Here is a 23,724-nt window from a genome sequence, read left to right on the forward strand (position 1 = left end):
GCGATTACTGGGCCTCAGCTGGCAGCCATTGCCCGGGATGTGACCGGATCTCAGGGGACGATTTCCTGTCCGTGCCAGCCGCCGCCGTCGCGACTGAAGTGCCAGCGGATGTGGGGGTCGCCCGAAAGGTCCAACCAGTCCAGGTCCATCATGTCGATTCTGATCCAGGCAAAACGCTCCATGGCCGTCTCATCATCACCCGGGCCGTCAACAGGCTGATCCGGGCGGGGAGTCCCCGGAACCAGCCGGGATGCATACAGTTGGTGGCTGTTCGGGCTAAACCGCTCCCATGCCCGGCATCGTTCCTTTTCATCTTCGACCACCGCAGCGTGGCCTCTGATGCGAAGCTGAACCCCGCTATCGTCGTCGTACAAGGTCAGTGCCACCCGTGGCTGGTGGTCAATCTCCTCGACCTTACGGGACAAGGAATTGGTGGCCACCATGACCCGGCCAGCAGCGCGGTCCACCTCCCGGATGATGACCGCACGGACCCGTGGTCCTCCGTCTGTCCCGGTTGTGCCCAGGAAACCGAGCGTAAAAGGGGTGCGCCCTTCCGTGGCCGCCACCAATGATCCCAGGACCCGCTCCAACGTCTCCCCGCTTGCACTCATTGCCCTATTCTCCCGGAGGCGACCGAGTTCCTGCGTGGCACCACCACACCATGACAACTGTCATGCAAGAACATGACATCAGGGCACTTCTCCCGTGCAGCAGCGTCCGGTGGGATGGAGGTATGTACATCGCGGGCCTGCGCACCGCCTTACCCGAGACGAGAATTTCCTTGCGAAAATCCCTGAAGATCACCCTGCTCACTGTGGGCGCCATCATCGCCCTGCCCGTTTTACTGCTCACCACCACCTCCTTGGTGAATGTAGTGGCCACAAAATCCGACCTCGCCGGCATTACGGCTTACGGCAAGCTGGTTCCCGTGGATGGTCACCAGATGAATGTGGTGGATACCGGCACCCCGGGCGAGACAATCGTCCTGCTGCCGGGGTTGGGAACCGCAGCCCCTGCCCTCGACTTCCAACCGCTCATCTCGGAACTTGATGACACCTACCGCGTGGTCGCCGTGGAACCGTTCGGGACCGGCCTCAGCGATCAGATAGACACCCCGCGCACCGCAGCGAACATCGCACGGGAGGTGCATGATGCGCTGCAATACCTTGGTATCACCCGGTACGTGCTGATGGGCCACTCCATTGCCGGGATCTACGCGCTTGAATACAGTGCCGCCTACGCAGGCGAACTCGTCGCGTTCGTAGGAATCGACAGCAGCGTCCCGGACCAGCCCGGTTGGGATTCCTCGATCCCCACGGAGGGGCTGGCTCAGCTCCGGGACCTCGGTATCCTGCGCGCCCTGGCCGCAATAAGTGGCGACCCGTACGACGGGAAGCCCTACGATGACCAGACAAAAAAGCAGATCAGCCTGCTGACCACCAAGAACTCCTCGGCACCAACAATGCTGGACGAGATGGAACGGGCATCCGGCAACTTTGCCTCCGTCAGCGGGGCCAGCTTCCCGGCGTCGCTGCCCGTTCTACTCTTCACAGTGAAGGACGATCCCGAGCTACCGGGCTGGTTGGAACTCCACCAGCGGCAGGCGGCGGGTGTGGAACACGGCAAGGTGATCCCTCTGGCAGGCGAGCACTATCTGCACCACACCCAATCACGGGAGATCGCCCGTGATACCGAGGCGTTCCTGGCACCGCTCTTAGTACACTGACATCATGTCGAATGGCCGGTCGCGCACCTCTCAAACCGCGACGGACCTTCGGTGGATGCGCGGCTCGAGCGCGGTGACATTGTGGACTTTCGTTCTGATCGGCGGCTTCCTCCAGGTCTTCCTTGGAAGCGACGGCCTCCTTCCCGGAAGCGACGGCTCGGGTGACTTGCGGTTGCACGTCCTGACTGCAGGAACGGTCATCTCCGTTATCCTGGCCGCTGCGGTGGTCCCCTTGCTCTTGAGGCCTTCAGTGGGGACCGCAGCGCGCCATCCTCTGGTGATTGCGCTTTTGGCAGTCTCCGGCCTGACCTGGCTCGTGGCACTGGTTGCTCCGTTCGCCGGGTGGGCGTGGGGCTTCATGCTGGCGATCGCCGGAGGAATCTTAAGCTGCCTGGCGAGGCGTTGGTGGAACGCGGCCGTAATCCTCGGAACCCTCTGCTTCCTGGCCTTCGGAGGAACAGCTGCCGGAGGACTGGCAGAGGTATGGCCCCTCACCGCAAGCGGGCTCACCGCGGGCGCTACCAAGACGTCGGCCGCCGGAACCGATCTGGTGATCGTCTCCACGCTCCTTTTCATCACGTTTACGCCGCTCAGCACCATCTGGGTGTTGCGCGTGGTCCTACGTTTGGAAGAAGCCGGCCGCACGGCCTCTGAACTCGCCGTGGCCACCGAACGGCTCCGGTTCGCCACGGACTTGCATGATATCCAGGGCCACCACCTGCAGGTCATCGCATTAAAAAGTGAGTTGGCCGAACGCAGGCTGCTGGCCGATGACTCTGCCCTCGCTGCACAGGAACTCGCGGGGATTCGCCAAATCGCGCAGACCGCTTTGGAAGACACACGCGCAGTGGTCAACGACTACCGCACTGTCACTGTGGCCGTCGAAGCCCGAAACGCTGCCGCGGTACTCCGCTCTGCGGGCATCACGTGCGAGGCACGCATCGACGCGCCTGACCTTCCCGCCTCGGTTGGGGCGGTCTTCGCCGTGGCCATACGCGAAGCAGCCACCAACATTCTCCGTCACAGCAAAGCCACCACTGCGACCTTGGACCTGATCCAGTCCGGGGCGTACGAGTTCCGCCTGATAGTAGAGAACAATGGTTCGGGCGTGCTCAGGACGGGAGGAACCGGCCTCTCAGGAATTGCCGAACGGGTGGCAACGTGGGACGGGACCGTGGAGACCCGGCGCAACAATGACACCTTCACCTTGATTGTCCGGATTCCCGTGCCGGCCGCCCAGCACCGGGCCGGAGTGATGCAGTGATCAGGATAATAATCGCCGACGACGAAGAACTGATCCGGGGCGCCCTGGCTGCACTTCTGTCACTCGAACCGGACATCGAAGTGGTGGCTGATGTCAACAATGGGGTGGCGGCCGTTTCCACCGCCCAGGTGCACGGCCCCGACGTCGTGCTCCTTGATCTGGAGATGCCGGAACTGGACGGGATTGAAGCAGCAAGGGAAATCCATTCCGCCGGGTCGGGCCGGGCCATCATTGTGACCCGGCATGCGCGTCCGGGCACCCTGAAACGGGCTCTGGCCGCGAACGTGAGTGGCTTTGTCCCCAAATCCACGCCGGCATCCAAGCTGGCAACCATCATTCGATCGGTGGCCGACGGCGAACGATACATAGATGTACATCTGGCTGCGGCGGCGCTCACCGAACCGGAAAGTCCCCTGACGGCCCGCGAAACCGATGTGCTTCGCCTGACCCATCAAGGCCTAGCAACCAAACAGATCGCGAAAGGCCTAGGACTTGCCCACGGCACGGTCCGGAACCACCTGTCCTCCGCAATGGCAAAACTGCACGCAGCGACACGTACAGAAGCGGCCGTGACAGCACACCGCAGTGGATGGATCTGAGCGAACCTTCCCCGCTCTTAAACAACAAACGTCTAAAACAGCAAGCGCGTAGCGCCCTCCACAGGGCACAACTCCCCATGGCAAGGCGACGGAGTGGCACATACTATTGCGGTGGACTGCTCAGTCCATTCAGTCACTTTCTGGGGAAAAGGACCATAACCATGCCGTTGCCGCGAACCGCAACCGACCATCCGCTTAAAAATGCACGGCAAAAGTTATGGGCCCTTCTGGTGGCTGCCATCTTGGTGTCCGCGGGCCTCATTGCGGGCGCTGTTCCTGCCTCGGCCGCCACGTACACGTTCAAGGGAACGGTCAAGGGGAAACCGACGGCGACCGCAGCAGCCACGGTACTGGGCAATGTGTGGGTGGGCGCGTACACCAACGATGACCGCGCCTCCTACGTAGCCGGCGCATGGTCTGCTTCCGATGGCAGCTACAGTTTCACCGTGCCGGCAGCCGGCAGTTACAAACTGTGGACCACGTGCAGCACCAGCCCCTGCTCGGCCACGTACGCTGACGAATGGAACGGAAACACCTCCAGTTCCTACGGTTCGACGCCGGTCGCCGTCACCGATGCTGCCCCCACCACCACGTTCAACCCTCAGCTTGAAGCCTTTGGCAGCATGACAGGCCGGGTCACCAACACGGCCGGGCAGCCTCTGACAGAGGTCTCCGTCTCGGCTTCGCCGAGCAACGGCGGCCAAGTAAGCACCACAAAGCCGGATGCCAACGGCAACTTCACGCTCACCAGGATTCCGCCCAACCAGGCGTACATCAGCGTCCGTGACGAGTCCGGCAAGCGGCTCTACGTTGAGCAGTACTGGACCGGCACGGGCACCGTGGACAGCTACACCCCAGCCACTGTCCCCTCGGGAGTCGCCTGGACCAACGTGAACTTCGTCCTGAAGGACGAGACCATCATGGAAGCCACAGTGGTCGATCCGGCGGGCGCACCGATTGCCGACGTCGGGTATGTTCCGTGGGTCTACAACGACGCTACCGGCGCCTGGGATGGACCCCAGATGGGCCCGCTGACTTCCGACGCCCAAGGCAAGATCTACTGGCGCATGACCGTCGGCAAGAAGTACAAACTGTGTGTCTCTGACACTGTCTACGAAGGCACACCCCGCGACAAGCGGTACAAAGCCGAGTGCTACGACAATGTGCCCACCAAGGACACAGCCACCGTCCTCACGGCAACCGCCGCGGGCCAGCGGGTCAAGCTGACCATGCAGTTGGAAGTGGCTGGGCTGTCGCTCACCCCTGGCAATCCGTTCGTGTATGGCTCCGCATAGGCTGGTCAGAAGCTGACGGTTGATCCCGGTGTCTGGGGACCTGCTCCTGTGACCCTGGCCTACCAGTGGCAGCGATCCAAGGACGGAGTTGCTCTCCAGGATATTGCGGGTGCCACCGGCACCGAGTACGTACCGACTGCGGGCGACGCCGGGTACGACATTTGGGCGAGAGTCACGGGTTCCAAGACCGGGTACGCTTCTCACGAGACCACCGTTCACGCAGGAAAATCAGGGGCCCAGGCCGTGACGGCTTCCAAACCGTTCACCATCACGGGAACCCCGAGCGCCGGAAACACGCTCACGGTGGACCACGGGACGTTGACTCCCGCCCCCGACTTCGGCCCCTACTACGACTGGTTCGTTGACGGCGTTCCGGACTACCGGACGAACGGTCCGTCCTTCCTTGTCCAGGCTTCCGACGCCGGCAAGAAGGTCACCGCACGGCTCAGTGTTCATGACTGGCCCCTTCAGCCTTACTACGGCCAGGCCTCTGTCACCATTGCCGCCGGGGCCCTGACAGCTCCGGTTCCCACGATTTCGGGGACGGCCAAGGTGGGTTCAGTGTTGACCGCGGCTCCAGGCACCTGGGGTCCCGCTCCCGTGGCCCTGACCTATCAATGGCTGCGTGGTGGCGTTGCGATTACCGGCGCCACGGCCGCCACTTACACCCTGGCCGCCGCCGACATGGGCAAGGCCATGACCGTCAAAGTCACGGGGACCAAGACCGGATACGCCACCACCAGCAAAACGTCGGCCGCCACCGTAGCGGTTGCTGCTGGCACGCTGACGGCACCGGTTCCCACTGTGTCCGGAACTGCCAAGGTTGGCAGTGTCTTGACCGCGACCCCCGGCACGTGGGGTCCCGCTCCCGTGGCGCTGACCTATCAGTGGTTCCGCACCGGCGTCGCAATCACCGGCGCCACAGCGGCCACCTACACCCTGGCCGCCGCCGACCTGGGTAAAACCATGACGGTGCAGGTCACCGGGACGAAAGCAGGATTTACGACGGCGGCAAAGACGTCCGCTGCCACCGCAGCAGTAGCGGTGGGCACGTTGACCGCACCGGTTCCCACCGTCACGGGAACTGCCAAGGTAGGTGCCGTCCTGACCGCAGTTCCTGGCACCTGGGGCCCTGCTCCCGTGACGTTGGCCTACCAGTGGTACCGCAGTGGCCTTGCGATCACCGGCGCCACAGCCGCCACCTACACCCTGACCTCCGCCGACCTGGGCAAGACCATGACCGTCAAGGTAACCGGGACAAAATCCGGATTCACTACCGCCGCGAAGACCTCCGCGGCCACAGTGGCAGTGGTTGTGGGCACCCTCACCGGCGCCACGCCAACGGTCAGCGGAACAGCCAAGGTGGGCTCAGTGCTGACCGCCGCTCCGGGTACCTGGGGTCCGGCCCCTGTGACCCTGACGTACCAGTGGTATCGCGGAAGCACGGCCATCACGGGCGCCACTGCCGCGACGTACACGCTGGTTGCTGCTGATAAAGGCAGCGCGATCAAAGTACGGGTAACCGGCTCGAAGACTGCCTACACCTCGCTTGCCCGTTACTCTGCAGCCACGGCGCTGATCGTCTGATCCGGAACGCAGGGAATCCTCGCATCCGAACCAAAGTATTCTGGAAGCGATGAGTGAAACCCCAGATTCCCCGCGCCCCGTCACGCCCGGCACCCAAGCTTCGTTCGGCACCTACGGCGGCCGCCCGGTCAGCTTTGTGCGCCGAGGCACCCGCTTGCAGGGCCGTAGGCAGGCCGCATGGGAAGAGCACGCCGAACGCTGGGCCATCCAGGTTCCCCGACACGTCGCCAATACCTCAGTGCACCCGGACTACACGTTCGACGCCGAGGCCGTGTTTGGTCGCAAGGCTCCGCTGATCGTCGAGATCGGTTCGGGACTGGGCGATGCCGTTGTCCACGCAGCCGAGCAGAACCCGGACAAGGACTTCCTTGCCGTCGAGGTCTACACGCCGGGGCTGGCCAACACCATCATCAAGATCAACAGCCGCGGGCTGACCAACGTACGCGTGGTGGAAGCCAACGCTCCCGAGGTTCTCGAATCCATGCTTCCGCCCGGGTCGGTCAGCGAACTCTGGGTGTTCTTCCCGGATCCCTGGCACAAGGCACGGCACCACAAGCGACGCCTGATCCAGCCGGCCTTCGCAGCCGTCGCCGCCAAGGCCCTGGAAAAGGGTGGCTACTGGCGCATCGCCACGGACTGGTCCAACTATGCCGTGCACGTCCGGGAAGTCCTGGCCGACTCCACGGAGTTTGAGAACATGCATGACGGCGAGCGCAGTGGCGAGGAGAGCCCGCTGACGCAAGTGTGGCAATCCGGCGTCGAGTCCGTTGTGGGCGGCGCGCCGGTCAGGGAGGGCCGCGCCCCGGTCAGCACGGAACACACGGGCCCGAACGAAGGCGTGGACCAGGAGGGCGGCTGGGCTCCGCGCTTCGAGGGCCGCATCCGGACGAGCTTCGAGAACAAAGCCCACGAGGCCGGCCGAATGATTTTCGACCTCACATACCGCAAGCTCTAGCCAGGACTTTTTGGGGGAATCATGAGCTACCAGCCACCGGTCGATTACTACCAGCAACCCCAACGGTCCGGTAATCGTGGCCTGGGTGCCGGGATCACCAGCATCATCTCCGCGGTCCTTTCACCCATCGCGGCAGTTGTCAGCCTTCCCTTGGGCATAGCGGCGGTCGCTTCAGCAATGAGCCGCTATAACCAGGGCAACGATGCCTGGTGGGTTGGTGCTCTGGTGCTGGCGGGTGTTGCTGTCCTGCTCGCCGTCGTTGCTGTGGTTTGTGGGCTGATTGCGGTGTTCCGGGCTGGGCGCATGAATGCCGGCCGCATCACTGGCATCATCGGACTGGCGATCATGGCGGTCAACATCTTTGGCGTGGTCTTCATGGTGTTCCTTGTGGCCGGAGCAGGGCAGGGGAACTGATATGCCGCAGGTCCGCGCCGAGCGCCTTATCCGCCTCGATCCCGAAACAGCTTTTGCCCTCTCCCAAACCACGGGGGCCTTCCGACTCAAGTGGGACCCGTTCATCTCGGCGCAAAGCCTCATGGACGGCGCCACGACGGCCGGCAAGGGCGTGCGCACCAGGACTGTGTCACGCATGGGCCTGAAAATGGTCAGCGAATACGTCTCGTACGCGCCACCGCGAAACGTGGGCATGACAATGGTTTCCGGGCCTTGGTTCTTTGAGAACTTTGGTGGCGGTTGGCGGTTCACAGCGGACGACGGCGGCACCCGGGCAGTCTGGAAGTACACCTTTTCATGCCGCCCGGCGTTGCTGAAGCCAGTGGCAGAGCGGATCGGCGGCTGGCTGCTGGGCCGCGAAATCGAGCGACGTATCGAAGCGTTCGCCAAGGCCTGCGAGGATCCTGTCCTCGTGGCAGAACTCCGATCACAGGGCGCCCCGGAGCGCTGAGGTGCTAAGGCACCGAAATCGACGCCACGGTCTTCTCGGTGTCGTCGCGCAACTCAACACCGGCGATGCCCGCCAACTGAACGGGCGTCGCGCCGGTGATCTTGATCCGGCCGCTTGGTGTTGCTGTCCAACCGCAGGTCCGTTCCTCGGCACCGTCCCTGCCCTTCACCCACAAGTATAGGGTGCCTTCAAGCGGCATGCTCCGGCCCTCCACCTCGAGCTCGGTGCCCCAGGTCTTCTTCACCATGCCCACCGTCAGTTGCAATCCGCTGTCCGACTGGACCGAGTAGCTCGCATCGGGCTTCGGTGCCTGGTTCAGCAGCGGCCCGGCGAGGAACCCAACTGCCAGGCAAGCAGCGGCGACTGCACCCACCAAAGCCGCCCACCGGCGTCGTGATTTCCGCCTGCGGACCGACAAATCAACCAGGACCTTCTCCGGAAGCACTTCGGGCAGGGGTTCCAGCGGCGCTAGGGCACTGGCACCCCCCGAAGCGGTGAGGGCGACAGCGTCAGCCGCGGCGACGGCGTCGAGCAATGCGGGGAGGCTTTCCAGTTCCTCCAGCTCGTGACGGCAGTCCGCGCAATTGGCAAGGTGGTCCCGGAAGGCCGCCTCCTCCTCGGGGTCCAGCCCGCCCAAAAGGTAGGCGCCCAGCAATTGGTGGACGGAGTTGCCGTTCATCGTTCCACCCCCATTTCGTCAAGGATTGTTCGGAGGGCTTTCACAGCGTAGAAAGCCCGGGATTTCACGGTTCCCGCCGGGATGTTCAGCTGCAGTGCTGCCTCGCTGACGGTGAACCGCTGGTAGTGCAGGGCCACCAGGACCTCGCGGTGTTCGTGGCTGAGGCGGAGCAGGGCCTCCTCCATCAGGACCCGGTTCAGCAACTCATCCACACGTTCGGTCGCCGCATGGTCGGGAAGGTCGTGCTCGCCGGTCTCGGCAGGTCGCCGCTGCGCCTTCCGATAATTGTCGATGATGACATTGCGGGCCGTGCGGAAAAGGTAGCTGCGGAGGCTGCCCGTGATTTGTGGCGCGTGCTGCCACACCTTCAGGATGGTCTCCTGAACTACATCGTCCGCTTGATGGGCGTCCGGGGTGCAGCTGAGCACAAAGCGCTTCAAGGCCGTGCCGTGGTCACGGTAGATCGCCGCCACCACGTCCTCATCCAGCGGCATCTCCACCCCTTTCCCGTTGCCCCTTCGCTCATACGACGCCTGCTGTGCAGAAAAGGTTCAGTCCTGTGAACCATTCTTCCCCCATCGGCGTCGTAGGGGTTAGCGCCGACTCATCCCGGCCGGCCAAGCAAAGGAGCTAGAGATGACTACACGACTCAGCCTTGGAATCGGAGCGCTGGTATTGAGTGCTGCGCTGGCGGGATGTGGTGGAAGCCCGGGAACCACCACGTCGTCCGCTCCCCCGCCTGCTACGTCCGCGGCGCCTTCGTCCGCGGCGCCCACGTCCGCTGCACCGGGCTCAGCATCCGCCTCCGCCATGGCCGCCGCGGAGATGAAGGTCGCCTCCTCCAGCGCCGGCCAGATCGTGGTGGACAGCAAAGGCATGAGCCTCTACTTCTTCACCAAGGACGTCAAGGACTCAGGCAAGAGCGCCTGCGTCGATGCTTGCCTGGCTGCGTGGCCCATTTTCACTACGACGTCGGATGCTCCTGCCGTTGAAGGCGTCACGGGAACTGTGGGAACCATTATGTCGCCGGACGGCAAGAAGCACGTGACTCTCAACGGCATGCCGCTCTACTACTACGCCAAAGACAAGGCTCCTGGCGACGTGACCGGTCAAGGCGTAGGCAGTGTCTGGTACCTGGTCAGCCCTACGGGTGAAATGGTCAAGGGCGCTGCGGCTTCCGGTTACTGAGTTCTTTGGTGCGTCGAGTTCGCGGGAACGTGCCTGGTGCGTCGAGTTCGCGGGAAACGTGTCATACCGCTGGAAGGTTGCATGCGAAAACGCAGGTTTCCCGCGAACTCGCGCTCCGGGCCCGTTCACCTGAGGGCCCGAAGGATGCGCTCCTTGAAGGTCCGCTCTTGGAAGAGGTCCCTCCACTCCACCCGGATGAACTGCCAGCCCTCCTCCATGAGGGTCCATCAAGCCAGCATGGTGACTGCGGGCTAGGGGGCAGAAGGAGCCATACGAGCTATGTGGAAAGTGGCGCACCGAGATCGCGGGAATCGTGCGAGACCGCGGGAGCTTACCCCTCGATCTCGCACGATTCCAGCGAATTCGGGGTCCGCTAGACTGCAGGCTACTCATTGGGGAGGGGAATATGGCACGCAACGGCACCAAGAATCCGCCCAGCCCGGCGATCCTTATCATGCAGCAAGTCGCCTGGGCCCTGGGATTCGTCGCCATGGTCATCAACGCCACGAAAGGTGGCATCGACTGGATCTGGATCGGCGTACTCGCCTTCTGGCAAGCAACAATCATCTGGGGCTTCATCCAGCTGCGCCGCACCAAAACAACCCAAACTCCGGCCGGCGGATCCACCCCGTAAGGAAGATGGTGGCTAGACAGCGTGCGCGGCTGGGCGGCATCCGGAAGCGTGCGCGGCTGGGCGGCCGGCATCCGGAAGCGTGCGCGGCTGGGCGGCCGGCATCCGGAAGCGTGCGTCAAAGCGACGAAGGAGCAGCACGCGGAGGATGCGGGCCGCCCAGCCAACCAAGGCTTACGCGTCAGCGAACTCGTCGGACTCCTCGAACTCCACGGCGGCGATGATTTCCTTCGTCTCCGGGTGGATCATGAAGGCTTCGTCGTCGTCTTCCACCATGATGTAGTCGCCGTGGTCGGTGGTGAAGTGCCAGGCGAGGGTGGTGAGGCCGTCATGCTGGTAGTTGGGGTCGCCCATGGTGATCTTTTCCAGGGCATAGCCAGCCACGTCGCACAGTTCGCGGATGATGACTTCGAACTCGGGGGCGTTGGCGAGGGCTTCTTCCTCGGCTTCGGCCTGGCGCTCGGCGAGGTCAGGGATCTGCGCGACGCGTTCGGCGATGTGTGCCTCGATGTCTTCGTCCGAGAGGACCAGGAGTTCGGACTGGTCACGGAGGTATGCGGCGTTGAGGTCGATGATGTCTTCCTCTTCGAGGAGGGCTTCGAACTCGCCGTCCAGCTCGTCAAGGAGCGCGACAGCGGGAAGCGGGGCTTCGGTCTCGTCCAGTTCGCCGTCGAGGTAGGCTTCGGCTTCTTCCTCGCTCAGGGCATCAAACGCCGATGCGGTGCGGTTGAACAGGTCCAGGTGACGGGACGCGCCCATGCCTTCGAGCCCTGCGCGGACGTACCCGTCCACTTCTTCGCGCTCCGGTGCGGTGAAGACGTACTGGGCGAAGCCGCCGGACAGCGCCTGGGTCAGGTAGAAATCCACGAAGTAGCTGTTGAGTGCAGCGGTGGCGATTTCGTCGCTGTTCAGGAGTTCCTGGTACATCTCGTTCACGACGTTGACGTTGGAATCCACAACATCCGCATTGCCTGCTTCGAAGCTGGTCTTGTTCAGGACGACGGGGTACTCGTTGGTAGTCATGGGGAATCCTCACTGCTGAAAGCTGATGGTGCTCCGGACTCTTTCAACGTACGCGTGGGAGCTCCGCCGCAATCGAGGTTGAGGTTAACGGAGGGCGAAGTTTGGGAGCTGTTTTCTGCTGACTAAGATTGAGCAGATAACCTCCTGCCGAAAGTAGCCCGACGCATGCCGTCCCACACAGACGAAACCTGGGAACTGGCCATTCAGACTCCTGCCATCAACGACCGCTCCTTGGCGGCCGGATTGGCGTATGCCATGGGGAGCCGGGTTACCGGGATTTCGTTCGATTCGGCTACGGGGCTTCTCCTCGGCAAGGTTCGAGGTAACGGCCCCCAGCCGTATTCGACGTCGGCAAAACTGGTCCGTAAGCCCAGCGGCTGGAGCTGCACTGTGGGTATCTGCAGTTGCCCGGTCCGGAAGGACTGCAAACACGTCGCCGCGCTGCTTTTCACCGCTGAGGACCATCCCACTATCCGCGCCCAGCTTTTGTCGCAGGCACCGGGGATCCAGACGTCCCGGCTCGGCCCGGGCCAGCAAGGCGGGACTGCGCGGCCCGCGTGGGAGCAGGCGCTCAACCGGTTGATCGCCAAGCCCGGCAGCGTACCCAGCGCGGCGGGCATCCCGCTCGCTTTGCAGTTCGAGGTCGAAGAGCCGGCGGCCCACTTCTCCTACACAGGCCGGCGAGACCCCATGCGCAGCGTCCGCCAGTTGAAGGCCCGGCCCGTCATGATGGGCGCCAAAGGCAAGTGGATCCGCGGTGACGTCACGTGGAACAACCTCAGCTACGTCAGTTTCCGACGCGAATTCAACGAAATACAGGTGGAATGGCTTCAGACTTTCCTGGCTGCGCATGGCTCCAGCAATGGCCGTCAGCAGCCGTCGGGCGCGATGTGGCTGAGCCTCAACGACTTCGCTGCCAAGAACCTCTGGACCCTCCTTTCCGACGCCACCAAAGCCGGCATCCCGCTCATTCATTCGGCTGGGACTGAGCCCGTCCGCGTCGAGACGCAACCCGCCGTCGTCGGACTCAGTTTGGCGCGCTTGGACGCGGACGGAACCGAAACAACGCACGACGGCGGCCTGCAGCTTGCGCCGTCCGTCACCGTCGGTGGGGAGCCTGTTGACGCCGCGTCCGTGGGCTTCCTGGGCAAGCCGGCCAACGGGATTTTCTTCACGCATTCGGGCGCCACCCTGCCGGGCGTGCCGCAGCAGAATAACCTGATCACCCTGGCACCGATCGAGGGCGATGTCAGCGATGAGCTCCTGGAGTTCGTCACCGATGGCCAAACGCTTCAGATTCCTGCCGAGGATGAGAGCCGCTTCCTGACCTCGTTCTACCCGAAGCTGCGCCAGTCCACACCGGTCCAGGCCGCGGACAAATCTGTGGAACTGCCCACGTTGGCTGTCCCCACCTTGTCCCTGCTGGCAAACTACGGCAACGACCACAAGGTCCGGCTGCACTGGGAGTGGCACTACAAATCCGGCACGCTGGTGACAGCGCAGCCCCTGTGGCGGCACCCGGACGACCGCGGATACCGCGACGATCCCGAGGAAGCCCGCATCCTGGAGTCACTGGGCCGGCCGTGGGACGTTGTAGCTGCGCTGGCCGAGTCGGCAACGGGTGGCTGGGGCGCTCCCCGGCTCGCGGCCTCTGCCGAACTGGGTGGTTTGGACACTCTGGCGTTCACCGAAGAGGTGCTTCCGGCGCTGCGGGAGCTGCCCGACGTCGTGGTGGAAACGTCCGGTGACATCGCCGATTACCGTGAAGCCGCCGAAGCTCCTGTCGTGTCGATTTCCACCAAGGAAACCGCCAGCGGCGATTGGTTCGATCTCGGCATCGTGATCACGCTCGAAGGCGAACCCGTGTCCTTTGCTGCCGTGTTCTCGGCCCTGGCCGCCGGCATGAGCCGTATGCTGCTGCCCAGCGGCGCCTACTTCTCGCTTGACCTGCCCGAGCTCCACCAGTTGCGCGCCTTGATCGACGAAGCGCGCTCCCTGCAGGACAACCCGGACAACAAGGACGGCACCCTGCAGATCAGCCGCTTCCAGGCCGGGCTCTGGGACGAGCTGGCGCAGCTCGGGATTGTGGACGAGCAAGCCGCCGCGTGGCGCGAAGCTGTGGGCGGACTGCTCGACGACGGCGTGACCGGGCTGCCGCTGCCGGCCAGCCTTAACGCTGAGCTGCGTCCGTATCAGCTCGAGGGATTCAACTGGCTGAGCTTCCTGTACAAGCACAGCCTCGGTGGCGTGCTCGCTGACGACATGGGCCTGGGTAAAACCGTGCAGGCGATCGCGCTGATGTGCGCGGCCAAGGACCTGGCCGCGGAGACCGTTGCTGCTGCCCAAGGGCCCTCAGCGGACGTCACTCCCCGTGCACCCTTCCTGGTGGTGGCGCCCACCAGTGTGGTGAGCAACTGGGCGTTGGAGGCGCAGCGGTTCGCGCCGGGGCTGGTGGTGCGCACCGTCGGTGAAACCTTTGCCAAGAGCGGCCTGTCACCCGTGGACGCGTTGGCGGGGGCCGACGTCGTGATTACCTCCTATGCCCTGTTCCGCATTGATTACGATGCCTACGCCTCGTTCCAATGGGCCGGGCTGATGCTCGACGAGGCGCAGTTCGTGAAGAACCACCAGTCCAAGGCGTACCAGTGCGCACGCAAGCTGCCGGCCCGTTTCAAGCTGGCCATCACGGGCACGCCCCTGGAGAACAACCTCATGGAGTTCTGGGCGCTGACCTCGATTGTGGCGCCGGGGTTGTTCCCCAGCCCCAAGCGGTTCGCCGAGAACTACCAAAAGCCGGTTGAGAAGAACGGCGACTCCGCGCAACTGGGCAAGCTCCGCCGTCGTGTGCGTCCGCTCATGATGCGCCGCACCAAAGAGCAGGTCATCAAGGACCTGCCGCCCAAGCAGGAGCAGATCCTTGAAGTGGTGCTGAACCCGCGGCACCAGAAGGTCTACCAGACGCACCTGCAGCGCGAACGGCAAAAAATCCTTGGCCTGATCGACGATGTGAACAAGAACCGCTTCACGATCTTCCAGTCGCTGACGTTGCTGCGGCAGCTGAGCCTGGATGCGTCGTTGGTGGACTCTTCACTGTCCGGCGTTCGGTCGTCCAAACTGGATGTGTTGTTCGAACAGCTGGAAGACATCATTTCCGAAGGTCACCGGACCTTGATTTTCAGCCAGTTCACCGGCTTCCTCGGCAAGGTCCGCGACCGCATGGACGCTGAGGGCATTGAGTACTGCTACCTCGACGGCTCCACCAGGAACCGCGGCGATGTTGTCAGCGAGTTCAAGAACGGGTCCGCCCCGGTGTTCCTGATTTCGTTGAAGGCCGGCGGGTTCGGGCTCAACCTGACTGAGGCGGACTACGTGTTCCTGCTGGATCCGTGGTGGAACCCGGCATCCGAGGCGCAGGCCGTGGACCGCACGCACCGCATCGGGCAGGCCCGGAACGTCATGGTCTACCGGCTGGTTGCCAAGGACACCATCGAGGAAAAGGTCATGGCTTTGAAGGCCAAGAAATCTCAACTGTTCGCGGATGTGATGGAAGGCGACGCCCTTGCCGGTGGCTCGTTGACGGCGGAGGACCTGGCGGCGCTGTTCGCGGAATAGCTCGAACGGTGGGTTAGTCGTCCAACCGCACTCCCCGCAGCAGCAGCATGGTCCCGCCCACGGCAACCGCGGACGCCAGGAACACCCCCGCCGCGCCAAGACCTACCGCCACCACCCCGATGGCACTGGGCAGGACCACCTGGCCCACCCTGTTTCCCGCGAGCCTCAAAGCAAGCGCGCGCCCACGTTGGCCTTCGGGCGCCTGGGCTGAGAGCCAGGACATGGTGAGTGGCTGCCCGATGCCAAGGCCCAGACCCAGGAACGCCATGACGACGAACAGCAGCCACACGGGCATGGGAATCGCGGCCACTGCAAGGGCCACGGTTGAAATGGCCAGGCTGAGGACCAACAGCTTCATCCGGCCCAGTTTGCGGGACATGCCGCCCAGCCCAATGCGGGAGACCATCGAGAAAACCGCGCGGACCGTCAGCATCAGGCCAACTGTAGCGGCGGTCAGGCCGCGTTCGGCACCCAGCGCGGGAAGGTAGACAACGGTCAGGTCGACGACGGCGAGAACGGTGGCGCTGGTGGCCAGCGCACGGATGACTCCCGGTGTTTTCAGCAACGCAACCGCACCGCCCTTGGGGGCGTCCTGGGATCTGGCTTTGCCCCTGCGCCTGCTCACCTGGCCGGAAATAACGAATGTGGTCAGGAACATGACCAGGCTCATGGCCACCGATAATGTGAAGATCGCCTGCGTATTGGGCCGGACTGAGGCGCCGCCCACCACGGAGATCGCCAACGGTCCGAGTGCTTGGCCCAAGGACGCGGCGAAAGTCAGGTAACCAAACGCCGAGTCGAGCCGGGAAGCCGCAGCATTGTTGGCCACCACCGCCTGCTGCCCCACCACGCATGCCAACTGACCCGCACCGAGAAGCGCCGTACCGGCCACAAGAGCAGCGACGGAGGAGCCCCAGAAGAGCAGGAATGCCGAACAGGAAAGCACGACGGCGGACCCGATCGCCATGAGCCGACGCTCACCGAGGCGGTCCACCAGTCCGCCGATGGGCAGGGCGAGCAGCAAGGGAAACACAGCGTAGCTGGCCGCGAGGACACCCAGGGCAAACGCAGGAACGTCGAGCTCAAGAGCCAGGTACGTAGCGGCCGGCCGGACCAGGAACGTCACTGCCTGAATGAGGGCCGAGTGGACCAGGAGGGCCGTGGACGAGCGTCGTCCCAGTTCACCGATCATTCGGCGTCCAGTCCTTTGTGGGAGATCATCCGAAGTGTCTCATCGCGGGCACCAATGACGTGGTCGAAGGCGATCTTCGCTGCGCGGTCCGCATCTTTGGCGGCGAGCGCGGCGACGAGCAAGCGGTGGTTGGACAAGGCTTCCTCGCGTCGCTCCGCCGAGTTGTTGGTGAAGTACCGGTAGCGCTCAACCTGGCTTCCGATCTGCTCGTGGAACCGCTGGGCCCACGAGTTTCCGGCGATGGAGGCGATGGTGGCGTGGAGGGTTACGCCGTACTTCATGGCTTCGTCCGCAAACCCGACCATGGCCGCATTGCGCTCCAGGATTCCCTGCAGGTCCTGGATGTCCTGCTCCGTGGCCCGGGCGCAGGCTTCGCGTGCCATTAAGGATTCCAGCGCGGCACGGACGTCGTACAACTCGGAGATGACTTTCGCATCGAGCGCCGGAACCAGGACACCACCTGTAGCTTGCTGTTCGAGGAGGCTCTCGGAGATCAGGCGGCGGATGGCTTCACGCAGTGGGGTCCGGGACACCCCCAGCGCCGTTGCCATCGCGGGTTCATAGAGACGAGTTCCCGGCTTGAGTTCAAGATCAAGGATTTGCCGCTTGAGCTCGGTGTAGACAAAGTGCGCCCCGGTGTTGCGGGGTTGTGGATCAGACATTCATGCCGCCAAAGGAGAAGGTGTACTTGTATACATCTATACACACCCTCCCCGGGCGAAAGCAACGCGCCTGATTTGGAGCAACCCCGATCGAGCGCCTTTGGTCCCCTCCCCGGGCTTCTACTCCTCGCTTGCCCGGGTCCAGCGGTAGGGCGTCGTGGTCGAGACTTTGACCAGGCCCGAGCGTTCCAGGATGGGGCGGGAGTACTCGGTGGAATCGCTGTTGATGAGTGTCTTGCCGTTCGCCAATGCAGCCTGGGCGCGGCTGGCTGTCAGGGCCCGGTAGATCCCGCGGCCCCTCCACTCCGGTCGGGTGGCACCGCCCCAGATTCCGGCAAAGTCGGTACCCTCTACTGGTTCCAAGCGTCCGGCACTCACAATGATGCCGTCGGCTTCTGCAACCCAGAGTTCCATGCCGTCGTCCAGCGAAAGCCGATGAAGCAGGGCATCCGCCATCTCACCCGAAACAGGGTCGCCGAACACTTCGTCCTGCATGGCACTCATGGCCCGCACATCCGGTTCCTCTACGACCCGGCGCAAAGTCACGCCGTCGGGCAAGGGAACATCTAAGCTGAGGGCCCGGGCCTCACCAATCATGATCGACTCTGGCTCATCTGCGGTGAAGCCCTGGGCTGTCAGGGCTTCGTGGAGCCCGGGAGCGTGATCATGTCCGCGGGTTTTCCACTCAATCCGGGTGATCTCCGGCTGGCCTTCGAAGTAGGAAACCGCTGCCTCCACCAAGCCGCGGATACCCTCCTCGTCCGCGCCCGCCAGGTCCTGGTATGTGATGAAGCCCCGGCCACCCAGAAAAGTCACCAACCGCAGTGGGCCGAGTTCCTTGACCGCCACAGCGCTCGGGGTCTCGGCATCGGTGCGCAACTGCTGGTCGTAGGCAGCGAGAAGCCGGGCTTTGGTCTCAGAATCCGTCATCCCGCGAGCCTACTGCACCCCCAAACCCTCTCTCACATCCCACCCCCGAAACCCAAACCCTCTCTCACTTTCTTTAAGAGAGGGAGAGAGCGTCGGGAAAAAGGAGGCGGAACGTGAGAGAGCGTCAGGGCGAAAGGGGCGGGACGTGAGAGAGCGTCGGGGCGAAAGGGGCGGGACGTGAGAGAGCGTCGGGTGCGCAAAAGGGACCGGTTGATCAACCGGTCCCTTTCGAAGGCCTTGCCAAGCCGCTAGGCCGCGGGCGTCATTAGCCGCGGCAGAGCTCGCCGTATTTGGTGCCGGCTTCCTGGTAGGCCTGACCAAGTTCGGCCAGCTTGGCCTCGTCAGGGCTTTCCTTGGACTGCTCATCCATGAACTCCAGGATCGCGGTCACCACAGGCTTCATCTCCGTGGAAGCCACCGGCTCCAGGGGCCGTATTGCGTTGGCAACGCGGGTGGTGGCGGTCTTGCTCTGGTTGCTCGGGATGCCGGCTGCGGCGACGCCAACCCGGTCGCAGGTTTCTGCTGTGGTCAGCTGCTGCTGGGCGGAGCAGGCGGATGCCGAGGCGATAATCCCGGCAGCGATCAGGACAGTGGTGAGTTTCTTCATGATTCCCTCAGTGGTCGACGTCCCTTTGATTGTAATCAGAGCTGGGGCGAGGCCGCGCATCGGACTTCATTCATGGCAGGGCGCACGCTGCCCTAGGCTGGTGGTCATGGCGATCATTCACAAGGCAACCCTGTCCCCGTCCAAGCTCGAACTCATCGCTGATTACCTGCCGAACCAGCCCTGGTTCATCCAGGACGGCACGCCGGAACTCATCGGCGCCTACCGCTTTGACGACCCCGCCGGCGAAGTGGGCCTGGAAACCCATGTGGTCACCGCGGGCGAGCGCATCTACCAGGTCCCCCTCAGCTACCGCGGTTACGAGCTGGCGGGCGCTGAGGACTGGCTGATCGGAACCATGGACCACTCCGTCCTGGGGAAGCGCTGGGTTTACGACGCCTGCGCTGACCCCATCTACGTCAAGGCCCTCGCGACCGCCATCCTTACAGGCCAGAAAGAAGCCGAACAGTTTGTGGACGGCGAGCCTGAACCGCGCCCCAGCACCGTAACGGTGAAGGGCAGTGGAACGCTCGACGGCGGCGTACCCGCCCTGAGTGCCTCGGCGCCGGTATCGGGCAGTGGCGTGACGATCATTGATGCGGGTGGGTTGAGGCTGAAAGTAGCCAGGGTCCTGGATGTTGCCGCCGATGTTTCCGCAAACTCGGCTGCTGCCCCGGAGCTGCACGGTGAGCTGACGCTGAGCGGCAGCTGGGCCGGTTTGGAGAACCCAGTGGAACTCGCGGCCGTGGTCCGCGACTAGGCATCGACGTTCCGTCTTCCGGTAACCGGCAAGGAACGTGGGCCCGGCATCTGTTGGCTCCGGGGACTCCAGCGTAGGCTGGCACACGAGGCCATCTACTCCGTTAGGGGCGCACCATGAACAAGCCACAGAACATCATTCCCGCCGCACAGGACCTGGCCCGCGAATGGGTGGGCCATGCTGCCGAAGGCACGTCCTCGCAATCCGACGCAGTGGTTAGATGGGCGTTGTCCCGGATCAACCATGCTGATGTCCCGTCAGTTGTCCACGGCGTGATGCTCACCCTGACCGGCAACAAGAAGACCGCCAAGGAAGCCCAACGCACTGCCGCCCGGGCCGTTAAGCGGGCCACCCAGGCGTTGAGCCGCAGGGCCCCGCAGCGGCGTTCCCGGCGCGGTGGATTGTTGGTGGCCCTGGCCGCAGCCGTAGTGGGCGCTGGAGCAGTATTGGCGTGGCGTGCCATGGTGCCTCCGGGCGAACCCGGGCCAGCTAAGCGACCGGAAGAGCCGGTCCTGCCTCCAGTGCCCCCGGTTCCCTAAGCAGCCCAAAGCTGCCAAAAGCAGCAGGGCGGGCCCGCCAGCTAAGGTGCGGGTTCGCCGTCGTGCCGTTGGATTCGCCGCCGAAACGGGGCCCTGGCGAAAAGCCAGTAAGCTCCTGCGCTGGCGAGCAGGAAGCCCACGACGCCCAGGAAGACCAGCTGGGTCATGATTCCCGCGATCACCATCACGAACCCGGCCAGGACAGCCAGGCTGCCAAGGATTTTGCTGGCCACTTCTCCGCGAGGGCGGCCCGACATCAGCTGGGAGGCGAGCTCGGGATCCGTCGCAGCGAGATCCCGCTCCAACTCCTCCAAGCTCCTGCGTTCTTCTTCCGACAACGACACCGGAGTTCCTCACCACACGAGCAGGTCCGCGAAGCTTGCATCGATGCTCAGGCCATCAGCACGTGCGCTGCTTGCCGTGCTATGCCTTCATTATCTGCCCGTTTCGGTGCACGTGCCACAGGTTCCATGGGGCAGGTTCTTGGTTTGGTTCCATCTGCCGCGGGTTCCTACAGGTCCCGGAAATGCATAGGCTGGGGCTGCGGGCCCATTGCGCCACGAGCACGGACACAGATCGCCGACCGGAAGGTTGAATTCCCATGGCACACAAAACTGCAAAGAATATGGTGCTTCCGAAGTCCACCCCGGCTGGCCGCGGACCCCGGCGTACGCTCTGGCTCATCGCCGCAGGCCTGGTTGCAGGCGTTGCGGGCGGAGTTTTCGCCTTCCGCATGTTGGTGCCGCAAGCCCCGACGCCGGAACCTGCGCAGCCCAGCGAGCCCGAAGAGATCATGGTCCGGGAGGAACCCGTCGAGATCTCGACCCGGATGCGCCCGGGCGAATGGACAGAAGAGTCACTGCAGGCGCATATCGAGGACTACCGGCAGCAGATCAGGGCCATGGGCGCGGCTGAGTCGCAGATCGTCACCAATGTGGAACGCACCGAGAACGGGGCGGTACGCGTTGTGGTCAGCTGGGACCGGCAGCGCTAGCGAGGCGCATACTGAAGGCATGAATGGGACCGAAGAATTTCTCGGATGGGTCAGGTCCACCCTGTATCAGGCGGAATTCGCCCTCCACAACGGCGATGCCTCACTACGTCGGGCAATCTGGTCGCGAAACGAGCCCGTCAGCGTGCTGGGGGCGTTCCGGAACGCGCACGGCCAGCAGGAATTGGATGAACTGTTTGCGGCGCTGGCGGAGAGTTTCTCGGACTGCCTCTCCTACAGTTTTGAGCTTCAGGCGTACGACGTCATAGGCGACATGGCCTACACGGCCGGATTGGAGCACACCTCGGCGTCCATCAACGGGGAACCACGTCAGTATGTGCTCCGCGCCACCCAGGTCTACCGCCGCGAGGGCGGGGAATGGAAAGTGGCCCACCGGCATGCCGACACGGTGACGGACTAGAGGCTTTCGCCCTGCCGCGGCCTCCACACCACAACGGCCTGGGACCGCGCCCTGGGACGCTGGCCACGCGCCAGCGAAACCACGTCGCCGGCAGTGCCCGCCGCGAAGATGCGGGTGTCCACTGGTGTGCGACGGCGGGTCAGCTCCTCGGTCAATTCGGCCACCCGGTATTGAAGGGCGGCAACCTGGTTTTCGAGGTCGAGGATTCGCTTGATGCCCTCAAGTGAGACGCCGGACTGCGAGAGGCGCTGGACCTCCCGCAGTTTGTTGACGTCGTTCTGCGAATAACGGCGGGACTTGCCCGGCGCACGACTAGGCGAGACGATGCCCAGCCGGTCGTACTGGCGCAACGTCTGCGGATGCATGTCGGCAAGCTCCGCAGCAACGGAGATGACGAAGATCGGCTGGTTGACGTCGATGCCCATCACCGCCTCCTTACAACCGGGCTTTAGAAGCCAGGTCGTGGCGCGGGTTCGCGTCAGTGGTGGCAGCGGCGAACGCCTTCACGGCCTCTTCCGCTTCCTTGTTCAGGTTCTGCGGGACCGCGACGTCGATAGTCACCAACAGGTCGCCGGCGCCCTTGGACGTCTTCACGCCACGGCCTTTGACCCGGAGCGTACGGCCTGCGGGTGTTCCCGGCGGCACTCGCAACTTGACCGTGTCGCCGTCGAGAGTGGGAACCTCGATAGTGGCCCCCAGCGCGGCTTCCGCGAACGTGACGGGCACATGGATGCGGATGTTGTCGCCGTCTCGATGGAAGAAGTCGTGCGGCTTAACGTTCACAGTGATGATGAGGTCGCCGTTACCGGCGGGACCAACGTTGCCCTTGCCCCGCTGGCGGACCTTCTGGCCATCCTTGATTCCGGCAGGAATTTTCACGTCGATGACGTTGCCATTACTCTCACGCAGGCTCACAGTGGTGCCCTTGATGGAGCCGGCGAACGAGATGGACGTGGTGGCCGTGCGATCCGAGCCCTTTTGCGGCGCCCGCTGGAAGCCGGTCTGCCCGGCACCGCCGAATCCGCCACCAAACAGGTCGGCGAACTCCGGAGGGATGCCGCCGCCCTGGGGCTGGCGTGCACCCGGGCCGCCGCCAAACAAGCCACCGAACAGGTCCTCGAACCCGCCGTTGGTTCCCGCACCACCGCGTCCGGCACCAGGGGCGAACCTGGCACCGCCGCCCATGGCACGGATAGCGTCATACTGCTGCCGGTCCTCAGGACTCGACAACACCGAGTAAGCCTCGGAAATGTCTTTGAACTTCTTCTCCGCGGCAGCATCCCCGGCGTTGGTATCCGGGTGGTACTGCCGGGCTAGCTTGCGGTAAGCCTTCTTGATATCCGCGTCGGACGCGTCCTTGGCAATACCAAGGATCGCGTAAAAATCCTTTTCAACCCAGTCCTGGCTGGCCAAGAGCGTTTCCTTTCGTCGTGGGAACGAGATGGCAGTTCATGCCAATGTTTGGTTCAAACACTGTCACGAACTGCCATCTCAAGGGTTACTAGGCCGGGACGGCCACAATAACCTGGGCTGCACGCAGGACACGCTCTCCTGAGCGGTATCCGGAGCGCAGGACCTGGCTGACCGTATCCACCTGGATGTCCTCGCCGGGCTGCTGGATGAGTGCTTCGTGGATGGTGGGGTCGAATTCGACTCCAGTGTCCGCGATGCGTTCCAGTCCGTAGGTCTTCAGCGCGTTCTCCAGCTTGGTGGCGATGGCGGCGAAGGGGCCGCCTTCAAGGTCACCGTGCTGGCGTGCGGCGTCGACGTCGTCCAGCACCGGAAGCAGGGAATTCAGGACGCCAATGACGGCCATCTCTCCTGCTACGGCGCGGTCGCGTTCGACGCGCTTGCGGTAGTTGACGTACTCAGCCTGGAGGCGGAGGAGGTCGTTGCGCAGTTCGGCAGCCTGGGCTTCAGCCGCGGCACCGGAGGCTACCGACTCTTCAGCCGGCACCTCTACCCCGTTGAGGATTTCCTCAGCCTGGGAGAGGGCGTCGCCGTCCGTGGGAGCGGCGTTGCCTCCTGCGGGAGCCGCAGCTTCGCCTTCAGGGTGGCGGGCCGCGCCGGTCTCCGGGTCAACCTTGCGGTTGTCACGGATCACGGGCTTACGCGGCTCGTTGCCGTCAGAGTGCTCTGCTTCGTTGCCGTGGTGAGGCATG

The 23,724-nt window shown here is 63.8% G+C and carries 27 protein-coding genes and 1 pseudogene; 15 read left to right on the plus strand and 13 right to left on the minus strand.

The features are described 5' to 3' along the window. Positions 1–50 precede the first annotated feature (50 nt). The gene (locus AC5RU9_RS19150) at positions 51–611 is read right to left on the minus strand and encodes a pyridoxamine 5'-phosphate oxidase family protein (protein WP_494017698.1); all 561 of its coding nucleotides are present in this window, start codon (positions 609–611) and stop codon (positions 51–53) included. Between the two features lie 122 nt (positions 612–733). Here AC5RU9_RS19150 and AC5RU9_RS19155 point away from each other — a divergent pair, with 122 nt between their 5' ends. From AC5RU9_RS19155 to AC5RU9_RS19190, 8 genes are all read left to right on the plus strand, one after another. Continuing rightward, a complete protein-coding gene (locus AC5RU9_RS19155) occupies positions 734–1,726 on the plus strand; it encodes an alpha/beta fold hydrolase (protein WP_494017699.1) in 993 nt (330 codons plus the stop codon). 4 nt (positions 1,727–1,730) lie between these two features. After that, the gene (locus AC5RU9_RS19160) at positions 1,731–2,990 is read left to right on the plus strand and encodes a sensor histidine kinase (protein WP_494017700.1); all 1,260 of its coding nucleotides are present in this window, start codon (positions 1,731–1,733) and stop codon (positions 2,988–2,990) included. After that, positions 2,987–3,589, plus strand: coding sequence for a response regulator (locus AC5RU9_RS19165; RefSeq protein ID WP_494017701.1), 603 nt, complete (start codon positions 2,987–2,989; stop codon positions 3,587–3,589). The genes AC5RU9_RS19160 and AC5RU9_RS19165 overlap by 4 nt, the downstream gene beginning before the upstream one ends. A 230-nt stretch (positions 3,590–3,819) precedes the next feature. Continuing rightward, positions 3,820–4,884 (plus strand): carboxypeptidase-like regulatory domain-containing protein, encoded by a 1,065-nt coding sequence (locus AC5RU9_RS19170; protein WP_494017702.1) that lies wholly within the window; start codon positions 3,820–3,822, stop codon positions 4,882–4,884. Between the two features lie 48 nt (positions 4,885–4,932). Continuing rightward, positions 4,933–6,471, plus strand: coding sequence for a hypothetical protein (locus AC5RU9_RS19175; protein ID WP_494017703.1), 1,539 nt, complete (start codon positions 4,933–4,935; stop codon positions 6,469–6,471). 49 nt (positions 6,472–6,520) lie between these two features. After that, positions 6,521–7,426 (plus strand): tRNA (guanosine(46)-N7)-methyltransferase TrmB, encoded by a 906-nt coding sequence (trmB, locus tag AC5RU9_RS19180; protein ID WP_494017704.1) that lies wholly within the window; start codon positions 6,521–6,523, stop codon positions 7,424–7,426. Positions 7,427–7,447: 21 nt separating this feature from the next. Further along, a complete protein-coding gene (locus AC5RU9_RS19185; RefSeq protein WP_211713710.1) occupies positions 7,448–7,840 on the plus strand; it encodes a hypothetical protein in 393 nt (130 codons plus the stop codon). Between the two features lies 1 nt (position 7,841). Then, positions 7,842–8,330 carry a type II toxin-antitoxin system RatA family toxin gene (locus AC5RU9_RS19190; protein WP_494017705.1) on the plus strand — a complete coding sequence of 163 codons (489 nt, stop codon included), beginning with the start codon at positions 7,842–7,844 and terminating at the stop codon, positions 8,328–8,330. 4 nt (positions 8,331–8,334) lie between these two features. On the opposite strand, the gene AC5RU9_RS19195 is transcribed toward AC5RU9_RS19190, so the two are convergent. Beyond that, positions 8,335–9,009, minus strand: coding sequence for an anti-sigma factor family protein (locus tag AC5RU9_RS19195; RefSeq protein WP_494017706.1), 675 nt, complete (start codon positions 9,007–9,009; stop codon positions 8,335–8,337). Then, positions 9,006–9,503, minus strand: a complete 498-nt coding sequence (locus tag AC5RU9_RS19200) for a sigma-70 family RNA polymerase sigma factor (RefSeq protein WP_211713707.1) — start codon at positions 9,501–9,503, stop codon at positions 9,006–9,008. The genes AC5RU9_RS19195 and AC5RU9_RS19200 overlap by 4 nt, the downstream gene beginning before the upstream one ends. A 142-nt stretch (positions 9,504–9,645) precedes the next feature. Between AC5RU9_RS19200 and AC5RU9_RS19205 the strand changes: the two genes are divergently transcribed. Beyond that, positions 9,646–10,197 (plus strand): COG4315 family predicted lipoprotein, encoded by a 552-nt coding sequence (locus AC5RU9_RS19205; RefSeq protein WP_494017707.1) that lies wholly within the window; start codon positions 9,646–9,648, stop codon positions 10,195–10,197. 125 nt (positions 10,198–10,322) lie between these two features. On the opposite strand, the pseudogene AC5RU9_RS19210 reads toward AC5RU9_RS19205, so the two are convergent. Further along, positions 10,323–10,418 (minus strand): annotated as a pseudogene (locus tag AC5RU9_RS19210) (type IV toxin-antitoxin system AbiEi family antitoxin domain-containing protein); the annotation flags it as partial. Between the two features lie 185 nt (positions 10,419–10,603). Between AC5RU9_RS19210 and AC5RU9_RS19215 the strand changes: the two are divergent. Next, complete coding sequence (locus AC5RU9_RS19215; RefSeq protein WP_494017708.1) at positions 10,604–10,831, plus strand: hypothetical protein; 228 nt, start codon at positions 10,604–10,606, stop codon at positions 10,829–10,831. Positions 10,832–11,002: 171 nt separating this feature from the next. On the opposite strand, the gene AC5RU9_RS19220 is transcribed toward AC5RU9_RS19215, so the two are convergent. Further along, positions 11,003–11,851, minus strand: a complete 849-nt coding sequence (locus AC5RU9_RS19220; RefSeq protein ID WP_494017709.1) for a DMP19 family protein — start codon at positions 11,849–11,851, stop codon at positions 11,003–11,005. 165 nt (positions 11,852–12,016) lie between these two features. On the opposite strand from AC5RU9_RS19220, the gene AC5RU9_RS19225 reads away from it, so the two are divergent. Beyond that, positions 12,017–15,463, plus strand: coding sequence for a DEAD/DEAH box helicase (locus tag AC5RU9_RS19225; protein ID WP_494017710.1), 3,447 nt, complete (start codon positions 12,017–12,019; stop codon positions 15,461–15,463). A gap of 13 nt (positions 15,464–15,476) precedes the next feature. On the opposite strand, the gene AC5RU9_RS19230 is transcribed toward AC5RU9_RS19225, so the two are convergent. The 4 genes from AC5RU9_RS19230 to AC5RU9_RS19245 form a co-directional block, all read right to left on the minus strand. After that, positions 15,477–16,655, minus strand: coding sequence for an MFS transporter (locus AC5RU9_RS19230; RefSeq protein ID WP_494017711.1), 1,179 nt, complete (start codon positions 16,653–16,655; stop codon positions 15,477–15,479). Further along, complete coding sequence (locus AC5RU9_RS19235; protein WP_494017712.1) at positions 16,652–17,317, minus strand: GntR family transcriptional regulator; 666 nt, start codon at positions 17,315–17,317, stop codon at positions 16,652–16,654. Before AC5RU9_RS19235 ends, AC5RU9_RS19230 begins: the two co-directional genes overlap by 4 nt. 120 nt (positions 17,318–17,437) lie before the next feature. Beyond that, positions 17,438–18,247: a GNAT family N-acetyltransferase gene (locus AC5RU9_RS19240; protein WP_494017713.1), complete on the minus strand. Its 810-nt coding sequence runs from the start codon at positions 18,245–18,247 to the stop codon at positions 17,438–17,440. Positions 18,248–18,512: 265 nt separating this feature from the next. Further along, on the minus strand, positions 18,513–18,854 hold the full coding sequence (locus AC5RU9_RS19245; protein ID WP_211713700.1) for a hypothetical protein: 342 nt from the start codon (positions 18,852–18,854) through the stop codon (positions 18,513–18,515). A 106-nt stretch (positions 18,855–18,960) separates the two neighbouring features. On the opposite strand from AC5RU9_RS19245, the gene AC5RU9_RS19250 reads away from it, so the two are divergent. After that, on the plus strand, positions 18,961–19,611 hold the full coding sequence (locus AC5RU9_RS19250; RefSeq protein WP_494017714.1) for a CG0192-related protein: 651 nt from the start codon (positions 18,961–18,963) through the stop codon (positions 19,609–19,611). A 116-nt stretch (positions 19,612–19,727) separates the two neighbouring features. After that, positions 19,728–20,150, plus strand: a complete 423-nt coding sequence (locus tag AC5RU9_RS19255; RefSeq protein WP_494017715.1) for a hypothetical protein — start codon at positions 19,728–19,730, stop codon at positions 20,148–20,150. Positions 20,151–20,191: 41 nt separating this feature from the next. On the opposite strand, the gene AC5RU9_RS19260 is transcribed toward AC5RU9_RS19255, so the two are convergent. Continuing rightward, positions 20,192–20,494: a DUF3040 domain-containing protein gene (locus AC5RU9_RS19260; protein WP_494017716.1), complete on the minus strand. Its 303-nt coding sequence runs from the start codon at positions 20,492–20,494 to the stop codon at positions 20,192–20,194. 257 nt (positions 20,495–20,751) lie between these two features. Here AC5RU9_RS19260 and AC5RU9_RS19265 point away from each other — a divergent pair, with 257 nt between their 5' ends. Next, complete coding sequence (locus AC5RU9_RS19265) at positions 20,752–21,144, plus strand: hypothetical protein (RefSeq protein ID WP_494017717.1); 393 nt, start codon at positions 20,752–20,754, stop codon at positions 21,142–21,144. 19 nt (positions 21,145–21,163) lie between these two features. Continuing rightward, complete coding sequence (locus AC5RU9_RS19270; protein WP_494017718.1) at positions 21,164–21,562, plus strand: nuclear transport factor 2 family protein; 399 nt, start codon at positions 21,164–21,166, stop codon at positions 21,560–21,562. Here AC5RU9_RS19270 and AC5RU9_RS19275 read toward each other — a convergent pair. The 3 genes from AC5RU9_RS19275 to AC5RU9_RS19285 form a co-directional block, all read right to left on the minus strand. Then, positions 21,559–21,987: a heat shock protein transcriptional repressor HspR gene (locus tag AC5RU9_RS19275; protein WP_494017719.1), complete on the minus strand. Its 429-nt coding sequence runs from the start codon at positions 21,985–21,987 to the stop codon at positions 21,559–21,561. The two genes, AC5RU9_RS19270 and AC5RU9_RS19275, sit on opposite strands and share 4 nt — an antisense overlap. Positions 21,988–21,997: 10 nt before the next feature. After that, on the minus strand, positions 21,998–22,975 hold the full coding sequence (locus AC5RU9_RS19280; RefSeq protein WP_494017720.1) for a DnaJ C-terminal domain-containing protein: 978 nt from the start codon (positions 22,973–22,975) through the stop codon (positions 21,998–22,000). Positions 22,976–23,063: 88 nt separating this feature from the next. Further along, positions 23,064–23,723 carry a nucleotide exchange factor GrpE gene (locus AC5RU9_RS19285; RefSeq protein WP_494017721.1) on the minus strand — a complete coding sequence of 220 codons (660 nt, stop codon included), beginning with the start codon at positions 23,721–23,723 and terminating at the stop codon, positions 23,064–23,066. Position 23,724: the final 1 nt, after the last annotated feature.

The sequence above is a fragment of the Arthrobacter sp. B0316-5-4 genome, assembly GCF_059090325.1.

Coding starts and splice junctions, on each gene's coding strand:
- AC5RU9_RS19190 (WP_494017705.1), top strand. CDS start 7,842: ATGCCGCAGGTCCGCGCCGAGCGCCTTATCCGCCTCGATCCCGAAACA.
- AC5RU9_RS19230 (WP_494017711.1), bottom strand. CDS start 16,655: ATGATCGGTGAACTGGGACGACGCTCGTCCACGGCCCTCCTGGTCCAC.
- AC5RU9_RS19235 (WP_494017712.1), bottom strand. CDS start 17,317: ATGTCTGATCCACAACCCCGCAACACCGGGGCGCACTTTGTCTACACC.
- AC5RU9_RS19150 (WP_494017698.1), bottom strand. CDS start 611: ATGAGTGCAAGCGGGGAGACGTTGGAGCGGGTCCTGGGATCATTGGTG.
- AC5RU9_RS19205 (WP_494017707.1), top strand. CDS start 9,646: ATGACTACACGACTCAGCCTTGGAATCGGAGCGCTGGTATTGAGTGCT.
- AC5RU9_RS19155 (WP_494017699.1), top strand. CDS start 734: ATGTACATCGCGGGCCTGCGCACCGCCTTACCCGAGACGAGAATTTCC.
- AC5RU9_RS19185 (WP_211713710.1), top strand. CDS start 7,448: ATGAGCTACCAGCCACCGGTCGATTACTACCAGCAACCCCAACGGTCC.
- AC5RU9_RS19270 (WP_494017718.1), top strand. CDS start 21,164: ATGAATGGGACCGAAGAATTTCTCGGATGGGTCAGGTCCACCCTGTAT.
- AC5RU9_RS19220 (WP_494017709.1), bottom strand. CDS start 11,851: ATGACTACCAACGAGTACCCCGTCGTCCTGAACAAGACCAGCTTCGAA.
- AC5RU9_RS19265 (WP_494017717.1), top strand. CDS start 20,752: ATGGCACACAAAACTGCAAAGAATATGGTGCTTCCGAAGTCCACCCCG.
- trmB (WP_494017704.1), top strand. CDS start 6,521: ATGAGTGAAACCCCAGATTCCCCGCGCCCCGTCACGCCCGGCACCCAA.
- AC5RU9_RS19240 (WP_494017713.1), bottom strand. CDS start 18,247: ATGACGGATTCTGAGACCAAAGCCCGGCTTCTCGCTGCCTACGACCAG.
- AC5RU9_RS19255 (WP_494017715.1), top strand. CDS start 19,728: ATGAACAAGCCACAGAACATCATTCCCGCCGCACAGGACCTGGCCCGC.
- AC5RU9_RS19160 (WP_494017700.1), top strand. CDS start 1,731: ATGTCGAATGGCCGGTCGCGCACCTCTCAAACCGCGACGGACCTTCGG.
- AC5RU9_RS19285 (WP_494017721.1), bottom strand. CDS start 23,723: ATGCCTCACCACGGCAACGAAGCAGAGCACTCTGACGGCAACGAGCCG.
- AC5RU9_RS19195 (WP_494017706.1), bottom strand. CDS start 9,009: ATGAACGGCAACTCCGTCCACCAATTGCTGGGCGCCTACCTTTTGGGC.
- AC5RU9_RS19200 (WP_211713707.1), bottom strand. CDS start 9,503: ATGCCGCTGGATGAGGACGTGGTGGCGGCGATCTACCGTGACCACGGC.
- AC5RU9_RS19215 (WP_494017708.1), top strand. CDS start 10,604: ATGGCACGCAACGGCACCAAGAATCCGCCCAGCCCGGCGATCCTTATC.
- AC5RU9_RS19225 (WP_494017710.1), top strand. CDS start 12,017: ATGCCGTCCCACACAGACGAAACCTGGGAACTGGCCATTCAGACTCCT.
- AC5RU9_RS19250 (WP_494017714.1), top strand. CDS start 18,961: ATGGCGATCATTCACAAGGCAACCCTGTCCCCGTCCAAGCTCGAACTC.
- AC5RU9_RS19245 (WP_211713700.1), bottom strand. CDS start 18,854: ATGAAGAAACTCACCACTGTCCTGATCGCTGCCGGGATTATCGCCTCG.
- AC5RU9_RS19275 (WP_494017719.1), bottom strand. CDS start 21,987: ATGGGCATCGACGTCAACCAGCCGATCTTCGTCATCTCCGTTGCTGCG.